Here is a 13,619-nt window from a genome sequence, read left to right as displayed (position 1 = left end):
CGCCGCGAGGCAAACTTCCCCATCTTCGGGGTCTAGATCATTCCGCGGGCCTTGAACCCGCCGGCATGGAGCAGTTGATGGCACGCTTTCAAGTTCTGACACTGACCGACGAGGCGGCAGCCCGCGTTCGCAACATCGTTGCCGCGCGCGAGGGTGCTGCCGGTATCCGCGTCGGCATCAAGAAGGGTGGCTGCGCCGGCATGGAATACACGGTCGACCTCGTCACCGCGGCCGACCCCAAGGATGACCACGTCGAGCGCGACGGGGCCCATGTCTACGTCGCGCCAGAAGCCGCGCTGTTCCTGCTCGGCACCGAGATGGGATTCGAGATGACCAAGCTGCGGTCGGGCTTCACCTTCAACAATCCGAACCAGTCGTCGGCCTGCGGCTGCGGCGAATCGATCGAGCTTCAGCCGGCTGACCTCAAGGCGCTGGCCGAAGCGCGCGGGCAGGGCGCAGTCGCCTGACGGCCGACCGTCAATCCACCCACATCCCATGCTTCCTGTGCCAATCGGCGATCGAGAGCTTCGGGTAAAGGTCGAAAGTCTCATCGCCCTTTCGGATTTCCGGCTCGACCCATGAAGCCTTGTACTTCAGCATCAGGTGCACGCGCGTGCGTGGCTTCGGCAACTCAGTGTCGATGGCTGATGCGAACGGGTGGATGAGTTCGGGCCAGCTCGGATCGTAGAGCCAGAGGGCTGAGCCGCAGTCGCGGCAGTAGCTGCGCTCGCCGCTCGACGCCTCGCAATGCGGATGCTCGTCGTCCTCTATCTCAGCGCAATAGACACCGATACGGTCTTGCCCCTCGATCTCAAGCGTAGTGGCTAACGCGCCGAGATTGATCGCGAATCCGCCGCCGCCCTGCTGTTTGCGGCAGATGGAGCAATAGCAAAGCTGGTAGGGCGCCGGTGTGTGGCTGTCGACGCTAAAACTGACGGCGCCGCACCGGCAAGATCCTTCAAGTTTCAGTGGCATTGGGCGCTCCCGCAAGTTGCCGACACGCGCTAATCTAGCGCATCGCAACGTGGAGCCCAGCCATGCAGCCGGCCGATCTGATCGACATGTTCGCCGAGTTCGGGCCGGTCACGATCCGGCGCATGTTCGGCGGCCACGGTATCTATCACCAGGGCCGGATCATCGCGCTTCATGCCTTCGACGAGGTCTGGCTGAAGGCGGACGGCGAGACAGCGCCGCATTTCGCGGCGGCGGGCTCGCGGCAATGGGTCTATGAGGGCAAGGGAAAACCGGCGATGATGCCGTACTGGTCCATCCCGGACGCCGCGCTCGACGATCCGGCGGAACTCGCCGACTGGGCGAGATTGGCCGACGCGGCATCGCGCCGCGCCGAAATATCGAGGAAGGTCAGACCTTCGCGACGACCTTCATGAATGCCGGGATGTCGTCGCCGAAGCCGATCGGGGCTTCGCCGAGATCGTCGCGGCGGTGGCGACGGTCACGGTCCTGGTTGCGCGTGTTGCGCTGGTCGGACCCGTAGGACGCGCGCTGCCGCTCGGCATTGCCAGCGCGGATCGCGTCGCGACGCTCGCTCCGTTCCGGACGCTCGTCCGCCATCGCTGCGACCGGGATCGGCGCCGCGTCCCGTACGTCCGCGGCCTCTTCGACGATCGCATCCTCAACGGCGGCCGCCACCGGCGCAGCCTCATCGGACTTGCGGCCGCGACGCGGGCGCTTTTCGTCGTCGCCCTTGCGGCCGCCACGGCCGCGAGCACCCTTCGCGCCACGGCGCGGCGCGTCGTCCGCGCTGTCGTCGTGGACGATGGTCGACAGATCGCCGTCGTGCCATTCGATGCTCTGGCCGATCAGCTTCTCGATTGCATCGACATATTTGCCGTCTGCCTTCGTCGCCAGCGTGAAGGCCTTGCCGGAACGACCCGCCCGGCCGGTGCGGCCGATGCGGTGAACATAGTCCTCGGCGTGGATCGGAACGTCGAAATTGAACACGTGGCTGACATCGGGGATGTCGAGACCGCGCGCGGCAACGTCGGAGGCGACGAGCAGCTTCAGCTTTCCATCACGGAAACCCGCCAACATGGCCATGCGCGCGCGCTGGTCCATGTCGCCATGAAGTGCGCCGGCGTCGAAATCATGCTTGACGAGCGAACGGAAAAGCTCGGAAACTGCGGTCTTGCGGTTGCAGAAGATGATCGCGTTCTTCAGTTCGCCTTCTTCGGCGCGGATCAGGTCGCGCAGGACCTCGCGCTTGTCCCAGTCCTTCGACTTCGACTTCACCAGCCTTTGCGTGACGGTGGTGGCGGTGGACGCAGCCTTCGAGACCTCGACGCGGACCGGCGCCTGAAGGAACTTTTCGGTCAGCTTGGTGATTTCCGGCGGCATCGTCGCCGAGAAGAACAGCGTCTGCCGGGTGAACGGGATCATCTCGCAGATGCGCTCGATATCGGGAATGAAGCCCATGTCGAGCATGCGGTCCGCTTCGTCGATGACGAGAATGTCGACGGCGTTGAGCAGGAGCTTGCCGCGCTCGCGGTGATCGAGCAGGCGGCCGGGCGTCGCGATCAGCACGTCGGCGCCGCGCTCCAGCTTCTTTTCCTGCTCGTCGAACGACACGCCGCCGATCAGCAGCGCGATGTTGAGCTTGTGGTTCTTGCCGTACTTGATGAAGTTCTCTTCGACCTGTGCGGCAAGTTCGCGCGTCGGCTCGAGAATGAGCGTGCGCGGCATGCGTGCGCGGGCGCGGCCCTTTTCGAGGCGCGTGATCATGGGCAGAACGAAGGCGGCGGTCTTGCCGGTGCCCGTCTGGGCGATGCCGAGAACGTCCTTGCCGAGCAGCGCATGGGGAATCGCGCCTGCTTGAATCGGTGTCGGGACGGTGTATCCGGCGTCTGTTACGGCGGAGAGGACTTTTGGCGAAAGTCCGAGATCGGCAAAGGTCAGGGTCGGCTCGGACGCCTGGTCTTCAATCTTGCTTTCAGCTGACACGTTTTTGATTGTCTCTGCTAGGTTTGGCGGCGCGCGGATTGCGCCCATGCAACAAGGGTTCCAGGCCAGCGGCGTGGAAGTGCTGCCGTGGCGTTAAGGCCAAGCTGGGCAAATGTCAATCGAACCCTCGGTTTTCAAGCCCTTTTCGTTAATGCCGCGCGCATTCGTCGCTCAATAGCGGAACTGCTCGGCCAGCACGCGCTCGTCCCAGGAATGGCTTGCGTCGAAGAGGACCGTCGCGGTCACGTCGCTCGCCTCGCGCACGGTGACTTTCAACACCGATCGGATTTCGGTGTGGTCCGCTACCGCATTGACCGGCCGCTTCTCCGCTTCGAGAATCTCGAAGCTGACCGTGGCACGGTTCGGAAGCAGCGCACCGCGCCAGCGGCGGGGACGGAAGGGACTGACCGGCGTCAGCGCGAGAAGAGGCGCGTCGAGCGGCAGGATCGGGCCGTGGGCGGAGAGATTGTAGGCCGTCGAGCCCGCAGGCGTCGCCACCATCACCCCGTCGCAGACGAGCTCGTCGAGCCGCACCTTGCCGTCGATCGTGATGCGCAGCTTGGCCGCCTGCGCCGACTGGCGGAAAAGCGCGATCTCGTTGATCGCCAGAAGCTTGGCTTCCGGACCTTCGGCGGTTTCGGCAATCATTTCGAGCGGGCGGATCGTCTCGGACAGGGCGGCGGCGATGCGTTCTCGCAGGCCCGTTTCGGCGAACTCGTTCATGAGAAACCCGACGGTTCCCTTATTCATGCCGTAGATGGCCTTGCCGCTGCCCATCTGCTCGCGCAAGGTCTGGAGCATGAACCCGTCGCCGCCAAGAGCGACCACCACGTCCGCCTCTTCGAGGTTGGCCTGACCGTAAAGCGCAGCAAGACGCCGGCCAGCGGACTGCGCCTCGTCGGTCGCGGCGCTGACGAAGGCGATCGACTGCGAAGGAGAACGGGAGTCCATCAGATGCGCTCGGTCCAAATGCTAGGGATCAAGCGGGTAGCATGTCGGCAAGGGGCTGCAAAGCGATGATGACACACATGGTGCCCCCGGCAGGATTTGAACCCGCGACCCCCTGATTACAAATCAGGTGCTCTACCAACTGAGCTACAAGGGCATCGCCGTGGCAGTATCACAACTGGCCATCGAGTAAAGTGCTAGCACCGCGAAAGCGTCGCCAGCAAAGGCCGATCCGACTTTCGGATGCTGGATAGATGGCTCCCCGGGCCGGATTCGAACCAGCGACCAACCGGTTAACAGAGGTTTTCCACCGGAATTTGCTGGAGCATGGCGCGACAAGCTGAAACGCTGAAGTCCTTGAAGCGCATGGCATTTTGCTGTGCATTGCGTTGTGGGCCGTCGCAACGTGTATCGACAAAGCGCATGTTTGGGCGTACCTAATTGCGTACCTATTCGGAGAAACCGGGCTTTTGACCGGTTCCAGAAAAAAGGTACGGGGATGCCGACAATCGAACTGACCGACCGCTTTTGCCAGACCGCAAAGCCCGCCGAGGGCAAACAGACCGACTTTTTTGACACGATTGTGAAGGGTTTGTGCCTGCGAGTCTCGCCAGCGGGCACCCGCGCCTGGAACCTAGTCTATACCAAGCCGGCAGACGGCAAGCGCGCCCGCATGAAGCTAGGCCGCTATCCTGAAATCAAGCTTGTGAAGGCCAGAGAGAAGGCCAGAGACGCGCGAGCAGGGATCGGCGAGGGAATGGACCCCGTTGCCGAGCAACGCGCTCACGCGGCCTCGCAGACCGTTTCCGACCTTGTGGATAACTACATCGCCCGACACGCATCGACGAAGCGCAGTGGCGACGAGATCGCCCGGCGGCTCCGCAAAAACATTTCCGATGTCATCGGGACGATCAAGCTGGCCGATCTGCATCGCCGCGATCTCACCCGTTGCATTGATGCCGTGAAGGATAGGGGCGCACCCGTCGAGGCTAATCGGCTTTTTGAGGACATGCGCGCCATGGTGCGCTGGGCGAAGGGGCGCGGCGATCTCGACGATAATCTCGTCGACGGTATGCGCCGTCCCACCGAGACGAAGGAACGCGACCGGTTCCTGACGGCCGACGAGATCAAGACGCTATGGCTGGCGCTGCCCGATGCCGACATGCGGGAGTCGACGAGGCGCATTCTCCGGCTCTGTCTCTTCACTGGCCAGCGTGTCGGCGAGATTGCGGGCATGACGCGCGACGAAATCGATCTGGATGCCGCGATGTGGACGATCCCCGCAGCCCGCGCCAAGAATGGCCGCGAGCATGTCGTGCCGCTGGCGCTCGCTGCCGTGACGATCATTCGTGATCAGCTGGAGGCCGTCGACGCTCTAGCCGAGAGAAAGGACTTGGCGGTCCCTGTATGGGTCTTTCCCGCACCCGGTTTCCGGGCAGCGGTCACGGCGGCATCCCTACCGAAGGCGGTAAAGCGTCTAGAAGTAGAGGGGACGATATTCGGCATGGCGCCGTGGACCCCACACGATCTGCGCAGAACCGCCGCCACGCACATGGAGGAAATCGGGATCAGCCCGTTCATCGTCGGCCATGTGCTGAACCATGTGAGCGTCACCAAGGCTAGCATCACCAGCCGCGTCTATGCCCGCTATAACTATGACCGGGAAAAGCGCGAGGCGCTGGAACTTTGGGCCGATCGGCTTTCCGGCATTGTCGAGGGCAAGAGCGGGATTGTGCCCCTGCGGAGGATGGCAGGATGAGAGATCGCGAGGCCGAGGCAAGAATGGTTGCCGCCCATTGGTGCAGAGCACTGTCAAATTTATCTGCGCCGGACGGAAGCACCAAGCCGGAAGAATATCGAGATATGCTCGACGCGCACTTGTATTCCGAATCCGATCCGGACGATGCGAGATGGGACTACTGGAGAACGATTGAGGGGGGCACGTCCGATTATGTGGTCGAAAGTGCCCGAACCGGGGACCCCGATGCGCACCTCGCCCTGATAGATTGGCGGGCTAAGTTAATTGAGGAAGGGCGACCCATCCCAGCCGCAGCACGTTCATATTTAGGCGCGGCGCTTCGAGGAGACTTGCCGAAGCCGTCTCGTGGAAGACGGCGGCAGACAGTACGCGAAGCACTTGGAGATGCCACGATCGCAGTGATGTTGAGCCGGATGGTTTCACATGCGGGCATCAGTCCTACACGTAACGTGGCCAGCGAAACGCCGTCGGCGTGTTCTGTTGCCATGGAAGAACTTGGCAAGGTCGGCATCAACGTCAGCGAGGCCAAGCTGGTGTCTATCTGGCAGCGTGAGGGTCGGGGTCTCTATGAAGCTCTTAAAGCGACCGAGGGCGTGGACGCTACCGATCTTTCCGAAGTATTCGCGACCAACGACATCAGCAAAGTTTTCCCCAACGGTTAGAATTTAATCCCGATTTGTTTCAGACGATCTGCTGCTGCGACTAGGCGATGTTTCTGGCGTCAATAACGAACGCTAGGAACGAAAATGAACCAGTTTGCAGCATCTGAACTTGTCGATGAACCAACGGCTTGCAAGATCATTGGCGGCAGCGAGACCCCGATACATCGCTCGACACTATGGCGCGGCATCAATGCAGGCCGCTTTCCCAAGCCTCTGAAAATCGGACCCGGAACGAACCGCTGGCGCACAAGTGAGCTTGTCGCGTTCCTGGAGCGCGCCGCCGCCGATCGCGACGAGGTGGCCGCATGACGAGTGCGCAGACCATTCGGCAGGGACTGGAGGGCGTGATCGAGCTGCTAATCGCCATGCTCGACTCGCTGGACGGCGACGAAAACCTCGAAGACACCGACGAGGATCAGGCAGTCGACGACGATCGATGCGACGAGCGCGATAGCGGCGACGACGAGACGGAGGCGGGCATATGAGTCCGCGCGGCTTTTCACGCGGTAGGAAGCCGTTCGAGCAACCGGCCGACACGAAAGACATCGTCGGCGGCAAGAGCCATTTCATCGTCACCCGCACCGCCGCCGGCTGGATCATCACCATCAATCGGCGCGGGCAGCTTACCAGCACGAAGCTATGCGCCACCGAAGGCGAGATGCGGCGGCTGACGCGGCAGCTATCGGATGACGGCTTGATCGGACGCAACGAGGCGAGCCGATGACCCACTTGCCGTTTATCCAGCAATCGTGCGGCGACGTGATCGCCGAGACTGCGCATCTGTCGACGGCAGAGTTTGGCGCCTACCAGTTGCTCGCCTTCGCGTTCTGGCAGCATGGCGCCTTGCCGGATGACGACATGCGCCTTGCCCGGATCGTGCGGGCGACGCCAGAGGAGTGGGCCGCAATGCGGCCTGCTCTCTGCGAACTGTTCGGGATCGACTGGAACCCGGAACGGCTCGCCAAGCGGCGCATGGAAGTCGAAAGCCTGCACCTGAAGAACAAGGCGAACGGCAGGAAGGGCGCTCGCAAGAGATGGAACCCCGATGGCGAGGCTAATGGCGAGGCCAATGGCGAGGCTATTAGCCGGGCTAATGGCGAGGCCAATAGCAACCATAACCATAACCATATGGCCCCGGCTTATGAAGGAAAGGCACTGCCCTATACGCACACACGCGCGAGAGACGAGCTTATCCCGGTCCCTCGCTCGCAAGCTGATGGACAGGCGATATTGAGCAATGCGGGCGTGTTTCCGGGCGACTTCGGCACCCTGCTTCCCAAGCTGATGCGAGGCGAGTTGAGCCAGTCAGAACTGGACGCGGCAGCATGATCGTCACCCTGTTCATCGCCGCTGCATTCGTGATCGGCTTCCTGATCGGCGAGAACCGCGCCGTCCGTCAGGCAAACGACATCCTGGACGCAAACACCAAGGTTCTGCTGGAGGCGATCGGCGGCGAACCGCCAGCGATTGCTGATCTCGACGAGGTTGGGGACGATCGGCCGACGCTCCACTGATAGATGGCAACGTGAAACGAGACGACCTATATTGTTCGATAATAGTGAACAATTGTCGGATCACCTCATGAGCTTGAATCCGTGGAAGCCGCAGCGCGTTAGTAACATGCGCGAGCGCATAGTTCTCAAGGCGCCGGGCGAACCTCTGCCGCCAAACGAATTTGGCGAAGTGCTCTTCGGACCCGACATAGAGCGTCCTGTGAATGCACGAGCCGAGCCGATCAAGGGCGATGAAGTCCTCGCAGCCGGCGGCATCGGAGCCTACCACGAACTCACATTTCACATTCGCTACCGCGACGACGTGCGTTCACACTGGACAATCGAGTGGCGAGGCCAGTCGTTCAACATCAAAGCCATGCGCAATGTCGACGAGCGCAGGCGGTTCCTGTCCATCGAAGCTGTGGGGGCCGCCTAGCGATTGTTGCAAACGCAACTATTGTAACGTAATATCGTTACAAATCACGGAAATCACCCATGGCCTTTGTGCGCATCCCGGCTGCAGCCACCGGCGCCTTTGATCTCGAAGCCCTCAAGCTTCATGCGCGCGTCGATACTGATGACGAAGACACTGCCCTTCAACTGATGGGGCGCACGGCAACCCATGAGATCGAAGCCTATTGCGACATCGCGCTGCTACGGCAGACGATCATCGTCACTGTCGATGTAGCCAGTGAGCCGGTCCTGTTGCCGGTCGGCCCGCTCGCTCCTGATGCAGTCGTGTCGATCGATGGCGAGCCTATCAACGGCGCCGTGACGGCAGGGCGCTATCCAGCACTCACATTCCCCGACGACATCACCGGCACTGTCAGCGTGTCCTACGAGGCAGGCTATGGCGACGAGCCATCCGACATCCCCGCTGATCTGCAGTATGCCGTCATCGACCACGCATCGCGCCTGTATGACGTGCGAGGGGCAGACGATGGCGAGCAAGGTCTAAGCGTCGCCGCTGCCCGCATCTGCGCTCGATATCGACGAGTGCGGACATGACGAAGCGCAAGGCTGCAACTGGTCCCAATGCCCGGAAATCCTCAAAGCAGGGGGACCGGCGGTCGGACTGTTCTTTTTTCACTCACGACATTGCCGAGGCCGCGATCGGGTTTCTGGAGACGCTGAACGTCCCGGAAGGACCGCGCGCGGGGCATCCTCTTGTCCTGGCTGAATATCAAAAGAAGTTCGTTCGCGGCGCTCTGGCGCCTGATGTCATGGTTGGCGTTCTGTCGATCGGTCGCGGCAATGCGAAGACGGCTCTTGCGGCTGGCATCGCGCTCGGCAGTGTCATGGGGAAATGGGATTCGCAGCCTAAGCGCGAAATCATCCTCGCTGCCCGCAATCGAGATCAGGCCCGCACCGCCTTTCAGTTCGTCGTCGGCTTCATGCAGGGCTTGCCGGAAGACGAGCAAGAGCTTTTCCAAGTCCGGTTCGGCTACAAGCTGGAGGTCGAATATCAGGCCAATGGCGGCGGCTTGGTTCGCGTCATCCCGGCCGATGGCAAGTCCATTCTCGGCGGCGCACCGACGCTCGCCATCATGGACGAACGGGCCGCATGGGAACGCGAGAAGGGCGACAATCTCGAAAACGCGATCTTGTCCGGTCTCGGCAAGCGCGATGGCCGAGCGCTCATCATCTCGACATCGGCGCCCGACGACGCCAACACGTTCTCGCGCTGGCTGGATGAACCGCCGCCCGGTTCGTATGTGCAGGAGCATCGCCCGCCGCCCGGCCTTCCTGCCGACGATCTCGAAAGCCTTCTGATCGCCAATCCCGGCGCCGTGGAAGGCATCGGCGCATCACCTGAATGGCTGGTCGGGCAGGCCCGTCGCGCCATCGCTCGCGGCGGCTCGGCGCTGTCTTCCTTCCGCAATCTCAATCGCAATGAGCGCGTGTCGACGGAAGATCGTTCGATGCTCGTCACGATCGACGAATGGATGTCGGCCGAAGTTGCCGGCGACGATCTGCCCGCCCGTTCCGGCCCCTGCATTCTCGGCGTCGATCTCGGCGGTTCCCGATCGATGTCGGCAGCGGCGTTCTTCTGGCCTGATACGGGCCGGCTGGAGGCGCTAGGCTCTTTCCCCGCTGTTCCCTCGCTTGCCGATCGTGGCGCGTCTGATGGCGTCTCTGGGCGCTATGTCGAGATGCAGGAGCGCGGCGAGCTATCCGTGCTTGGCGAGGCCACTGTGCCGCCCGGCCCATGGCTGGCGCAGATCGTCCGTCATCTCGACGGCGCCGAGGTCGCGTGCATCGTCGGCGATCGGTTCCGGTTCGCAGAGTTTTGCGAGGCGATCGACAAGGCCGGTCTGTCCCGCGTCTGGTTCATTCAGCGCGGCTTTGGCTGGCGTGACGGTTCGGAAGACATCGAGCGCTTTCGCCGTGCTCTGTTCGATGGCGAGATGAAGGTCGCGCCGTCCCTGTTGCTGCGCTCGGCATTCGCGGACGCCATCACGCTCGTCGACCCCGCCGGCAATCACAAGCTCGCCAAGGCCCGCTCGCTTGGTCGCATCGATGCGGCTGCAGCAACCGTCCTGGCTGTTGCCGAGGGAATGCGCCGCAAGGCCGCGCCCACGCGGAAAGCGAGGGTGGCATGGCTCTAAGAGACGAATATCGCCGCTATTCACGGCCGGTCCTGAAAACGAAGCGCTGGCAAGTTCTTCGGCAGGAAGTGCTGGAGCGCGACAACTGGCAATGCGTGAAGTGCGGCACTCGTCGCGGCCGGCTTGAAGTCGACCACGTCCGACCGGTTCGCAATGCGCCGGAACGCGCTTTCGACAAGCGCAATCTGCAGTCGCTTTGCGGTCCCTGTCACACACGAAAAACCCGCGTCGAGTGCGGGCACCCCGAACCCTCCCCGGAACGCCGGGCGTGGGCATCAGCCGTCGCGTCGATGACGGCAGTCTCAACCCGGCAAAAGGAGAACTCAAATGCTGGATAGTGTCAAAATCGCTCGTCGTCAGTCGGAAATCCGGCAGGCGCTTGCGGGACTGGTCGGCAAGGACAAGCCGTCCGAGGACGAAACCCGCTCCATGGAAGCCATGGACGCGGAATATCGCACGAACGAAACCCGCTATCGTGCAGCGCTCGTCGCCGAGGATCAGGAACGCCGAGACGCTGGCGCTGATCTCGAAACCCGGTCGGATCGCGAATATGCCGAGTTGGTCGGCAAGTTCGAGCTTCGCCAGATCGCCTTTGCGCTCGACGAGGGCCGGGCGCTGGACGGCGCGACGAAAGAGATCGTCGACGAGTTGCGCTCGCGTGGGGGCTATCAGGGCATCCCGATCCCGCTTGCGGCTCTGGAAACCCGCGCTGGCGAAACCGTCGCGGCGGACGTTCCGAACCCGAAGACCATCCGCCCGATCATCGATCGCATCTTTCCGGGAAGTGTTGCCGAACGTCTCGGCATTCAGCGCATCAGCATCACGTCTGGCGAACTTGCGTTCCCGGTCGCGACCGCTGGCGCCGTCTTCGGCTGGCAGACCACCGAACTCGCCAATGTCGGCGCGGCATCGGAATATCAGACTGCCGAGCGCAGCTTGAACCCCGATCACACCGGCGGCGCGCAGATGGTCATCAGCCGCAAGGCACTGAAACAGTCGGGCGAAGGGCTGGAAGCGGCCATCCGTCGCGACCTGAATGCGGTCATCGGCGCCGAACTCGATCGTGTCGTCGTCAACGGCTCTGGCGCTGCAGGCGAACCGCTCGGCATTATTCCCGGCGCGGCCACCTACGGCATCGCGTCAACGGCAGTCGGCGCCGCCGCAACCTGGTCCGCGTTCCGGGCCGAAGTCGTCGCCTTCATGCAGGCGAACGCCATCACGTCGGCAAGCCAAGTCAATCTCGGCTTTGACCCGGCAATTTGGGCCGAACTCGACGACACGCTTATCGATGGCACGGCAGTCTCGGAATGGGATCGCCTGACGAAGCATGTCGGCACCCCGGCGATCAGCAACGTCATCCCGGACGAAACCGCCATCATGGCCGCGACCGTGCAGGGCATCGCGCCCGGCTATCTCGGCATTTATGGCGGCGTCGACCTGATCCGCGACCCTTATACCAAGGCCGGCTCTGGCGCCCTTGTCCTGACTGGCTTGGTCACAGCGGACTTTACCGTCCCGCGCGGTCTGCAGACGCGCATCCTGACCGGCATCGGAGCGCCGTAATGCTTTGGGGATCGTCGCACGGCGCATTGGAACTGCGCACCGAGGGCGGGGCAACCCACCTTCGCGCGACGTTCCCCTATGGCGTCGAAACCGAACTGGCAGAGGGGCGGCTTGAAGTCGTCGCCCCTCGCGCCTTTGCGGGCCGGATCGAAGCGGGCGAAGACATTCACCTGCTTTCCGGCCACGATTACAACAAGCCGCTCGCGTCCCGCGCGGCCGGCACCCTGCAGCTATCTGACACCGATCAGGCGCTCACGATCGAGGCCACGATCGACGGCTCGACTTCATGGGCGCGTGACTTCCTCGCTGCACATGCTGCCGGTCTCATTCGCGGCCTGTCGCCCGGCTTCCGCGTCGCCAATGGCGGCGAACGGATCGAACGTCGCGCCAACGGCTTGCTGCGCACCGTCATGGCGGCGGCGCTATTCGAGGTTTCGGCAGTCACGCGCCCGGCCTATCCCGCCGCGCAAATCGAAGCGCGAAGCTGGGAAGCCGAGAAACCGGCAAATTTGCCGCTTATTCATCCGCTCAATCGCTGGAGGCTCTGATGGGAATGCTCGACATCTTCCGGCGGAAGTCGGCAAATTTGCCGAGTTATGAAAACCGCTCTGTCCCGGTCGGCTACACCGCCGCGCTGATGGCGGCGCGCGAAAGCTGGATCAGCGGCCATTCCGGTCTCGCCGAGATCACGGCAGCGGTTCAAACCTCTGTCAGCCTATGGGAAAGCGGCCTTGCGCTTGCGGACGTGACCGGCACAGATCTCTTGACCCGGCGCACCATGGCGATGACGGCGCGGTCCCTGGCCTTGCGCGGCGAAGTCGTCTTCCTGGTCGCCGATCGCCTGATCCCGGCAACCGATTGGGATTTGTCGACGAGGTTCGGCGAACCGCGCGCTTATCGCATCAGTGTCCCGGAAATCGGCGGCGGTCGATCGCAGACCGCGCTTGCGGCCGAAGTTCTGCACTTTCGCATCGGCGTCGATCCGTCAACGCCATGGGCCGGCTCGGCACCCTTGCGCCGCGCGCGCCTGTCGGCGGAACTGCTGGAAGAAGTCGAAACCGCATTGCGCGATGTCTTCCGCGACGCGCCGCTCGGCTCGCAGATTGTCCCGGTCCCGGAAGGAACGTCCGACGACATGGCCGCGATGCGATCGAGCTTTCGCGGGCGTCGCGGCGCAACACTCGTCATCGAGGGCGTAGCGCAGGCGGTCGGCGCCGGTATGCACCCGCAACTCGGCAAATCCCCAGATCAGCTATCGCCCGATCTGGAGCGCACCCTTATCGACAAGCTGCTCACCAGCGCCAAGGGCGAGGTCTATGGCGTCTTCGGCGTCCTGCCCGGTCTGGTGAACCCCGCGACCACCGGCCCGCTTGTGCGGGAAGCGCAGCGGCACCTGGCGCAGCTTGTCCTGCAGCCGATCGCCAACGTCATGGCCGAGGAAGTGACCGACAAGCTCGGCGGCAATGTCGCGATCGACGTGGTGCGGCCGATGCAGGCATTCGACCACGGCGGCAAGGCCCGCGCCGTCTCAACGATGCTGCAGGCGATGGCAACCGCAAAGGAGGCAGGACTGGACCCCGCGACCGTAAAGGACGCGATGCAGTTCATCGATTGGGCGGAGTAGTGC

Annotated in this window: 19 protein-coding genes and 1 tRNA gene; 16 read left to right on the top strand and 4 right to left on the bottom strand. The window is 62.9% G+C overall.

The window, feature by feature from the left end; translation table 11 throughout:
- Positions 1-77: 77 nt before the first annotated feature.
- Positions 78-467, top strand: coding sequence for a Fe-S cluster assembly scaffold SufA (sufA, locus tag ACT6QU_RS15590; protein ID WP_444564209.1), 390 nt, complete (start codon positions 78-80; stop codon positions 465-467).
- A gap of 10 nt (positions 468-477) precedes the next feature.
- Here the strand turns inward: sufA and ACT6QU_RS15585 are convergent, their stop codons facing one another.
- Positions 478-975, bottom strand: coding sequence for a GFA family protein (locus ACT6QU_RS15585; RefSeq protein ID WP_444564210.1), 498 nt, complete (start codon positions 973-975; stop codon positions 478-480).
- A gap of 62 nt (positions 976-1,037) precedes the next feature.
- Between ACT6QU_RS15585 and ACT6QU_RS15580 the strand changes: the two genes are divergently transcribed.
- On the top strand, positions 1,038-1,388 hold the full coding sequence (locus ACT6QU_RS15580; RefSeq protein ID WP_444564211.1) for a TfoX/Sxy family protein: 351 nt from the start codon (positions 1,038-1,040) through the stop codon (positions 1,386-1,388).
- Here the strand turns inward: ACT6QU_RS15580 and ACT6QU_RS15575 are convergent.
- The 3 genes from ACT6QU_RS15575 to ACT6QU_RS15565 all read right to left on the bottom strand — a co-directional run bounded on the left by ACT6QU_RS15575 (position 1,363) and on the right by ACT6QU_RS15565 (position 4,063).
- Positions 1,363-2,913, bottom strand: a complete 1,551-nt coding sequence (locus ACT6QU_RS15575) for a DEAD/DEAH box helicase (RefSeq protein WP_444564240.1) — start codon at positions 2,911-2,913, stop codon at positions 1,363-1,365. The two genes, ACT6QU_RS15580 and ACT6QU_RS15575, sit on opposite strands and share 26 nt — an antisense overlap.
- A gap of 216 nt (positions 2,914-3,129) precedes the next feature.
- A complete protein-coding gene (locus ACT6QU_RS15570; protein ID WP_444564212.1) occupies positions 3,130-3,909 on the bottom strand; it encodes an NAD kinase in 780 nt (259 codons plus the stop codon).
- Between the two features lie 78 nt (positions 3,910-3,987).
- Positions 3,988-4,063, bottom strand: a tRNA-Thr gene (locus ACT6QU_RS15565).
- A 342-nt stretch (positions 4,064-4,405) separates the two neighbouring features.
- Between ACT6QU_RS15565 and ACT6QU_RS15560 the strand changes: the two genes are divergently transcribed.
- The 14 genes from ACT6QU_RS15560 (at position 4,406) to ACT6QU_RS15495 (ending at position 13,616) form a co-directional block, all read left to right on the top strand.
- Positions 4,406-5,665, top strand: coding sequence for a tyrosine-type recombinase/integrase (locus tag ACT6QU_RS15560; protein ID WP_444564213.1), 1,260 nt, complete (start codon positions 4,406-4,408; stop codon positions 5,663-5,665).
- Positions 5,662-6,327 (top strand): hypothetical protein, encoded by a 666-nt coding sequence (locus ACT6QU_RS15555; RefSeq protein WP_444564214.1) that lies wholly within the window; start codon positions 5,662-5,664, stop codon positions 6,325-6,327. Before ACT6QU_RS15560 ends, ACT6QU_RS15555 begins: the two co-directional genes overlap by 4 nt.
- 84 nt (positions 6,328-6,411) lie before the next feature.
- Complete coding sequence (locus ACT6QU_RS15550; protein WP_444564215.1) at positions 6,412-6,636, top strand: helix-turn-helix transcriptional regulator; 225 nt, start codon at positions 6,412-6,414, stop codon at positions 6,634-6,636.
- Complete coding sequence (locus ACT6QU_RS15545; protein ID WP_444564216.1) at positions 6,633-6,812, top strand: hypothetical protein; 180 nt, start codon at positions 6,633-6,635, stop codon at positions 6,810-6,812. Before ACT6QU_RS15550 ends, ACT6QU_RS15545 begins: the two co-directional genes overlap by 4 nt.
- Entirely contained in the window at positions 6,809-7,051 is a 243-nt protein-coding gene (locus tag ACT6QU_RS15540) for a hypothetical protein (protein ID WP_444564217.1), read from the top strand. The genes ACT6QU_RS15545 and ACT6QU_RS15540 overlap by 4 nt, the downstream gene beginning before the upstream one ends.
- Complete coding sequence (locus ACT6QU_RS15535) at positions 7,048-7,656, top strand: DUF1376 domain-containing protein (protein WP_444564218.1); 609 nt, start codon at positions 7,048-7,050, stop codon at positions 7,654-7,656. Before ACT6QU_RS15540 ends, ACT6QU_RS15535 begins: the two co-directional genes overlap by 4 nt.
- A complete protein-coding gene (locus ACT6QU_RS15530) occupies positions 7,653-7,841 on the top strand; it encodes a hypothetical protein (RefSeq protein ID WP_444564219.1) in 189 nt (62 codons plus the stop codon). Before ACT6QU_RS15535 ends, ACT6QU_RS15530 begins: the two co-directional genes overlap by 4 nt.
- A 67-nt stretch (positions 7,842-7,908) precedes the next feature.
- Positions 7,909-8,256: a phage head closure protein gene (locus ACT6QU_RS15525; protein WP_444564220.1), complete on the top strand. Its 348-nt coding sequence runs from the start codon at positions 7,909-7,911 to the stop codon at positions 8,254-8,256.
- Between the two features lie 59 nt (positions 8,257-8,315).
- Complete coding sequence (locus ACT6QU_RS15520; protein WP_444564221.1) at positions 8,316-8,828, top strand: head-tail connector protein; 513 nt, start codon at positions 8,316-8,318, stop codon at positions 8,826-8,828.
- A 215-nt stretch (positions 8,829-9,043) separates the two neighbouring features.
- Positions 9,044-10,429, top strand: a complete 1,386-nt coding sequence (locus ACT6QU_RS15515) for a terminase large subunit domain-containing protein (protein ID WP_444564222.1) — start codon at positions 9,044-9,046, stop codon at positions 10,427-10,429.
- Positions 10,420-10,767 carry an HNH endonuclease gene (locus ACT6QU_RS15510; protein ID WP_444564223.1) on the top strand — a complete coding sequence of 116 codons (348 nt, stop codon included), beginning with the start codon at positions 10,420-10,422 and terminating at the stop codon, positions 10,765-10,767. Before ACT6QU_RS15515 ends, ACT6QU_RS15510 begins: the two co-directional genes overlap by 10 nt.
- The gene (locus ACT6QU_RS15505) at positions 10,757-11,992 is read left to right on the top strand and encodes a phage major capsid protein (protein WP_444564224.1); all 1,236 of its coding nucleotides are present in this window, start codon (positions 10,757-10,759) and stop codon (positions 11,990-11,992) included. The genes ACT6QU_RS15510 and ACT6QU_RS15505 overlap by 11 nt, the downstream gene beginning before the upstream one ends.
- Positions 11,992-12,540, top strand: a complete 549-nt coding sequence (locus ACT6QU_RS15500) for an HK97 family phage prohead protease (RefSeq protein WP_444564225.1) — start codon at positions 11,992-11,994, stop codon at positions 12,538-12,540. The genes ACT6QU_RS15505 and ACT6QU_RS15500 overlap by 1 nt, the downstream gene beginning before the upstream one ends.
- Positions 12,540-13,616, top strand: a complete 1,077-nt coding sequence (locus ACT6QU_RS15495; RefSeq protein ID WP_444564226.1) for a phage portal protein — start codon at positions 12,540-12,542, stop codon at positions 13,614-13,616. Before ACT6QU_RS15500 ends, ACT6QU_RS15495 begins: the two co-directional genes overlap by 1 nt.
- Positions 13,617-13,619: the final 3 nt, after the last annotated feature.

It is taken from the genome of Aliihoeflea sp. (genome assembly GCF_052435475.1).
Taxonomy (GTDB): Bacteria; Pseudomonadota; Alphaproteobacteria; order Rhizobiales; family Rhizobiaceae; genus Aliihoeflea.
The sequence above is the reverse complement of the archived record's forward strand: the minus strand, read 5'-3'. Positions and strand labels throughout refer to the sequence as shown.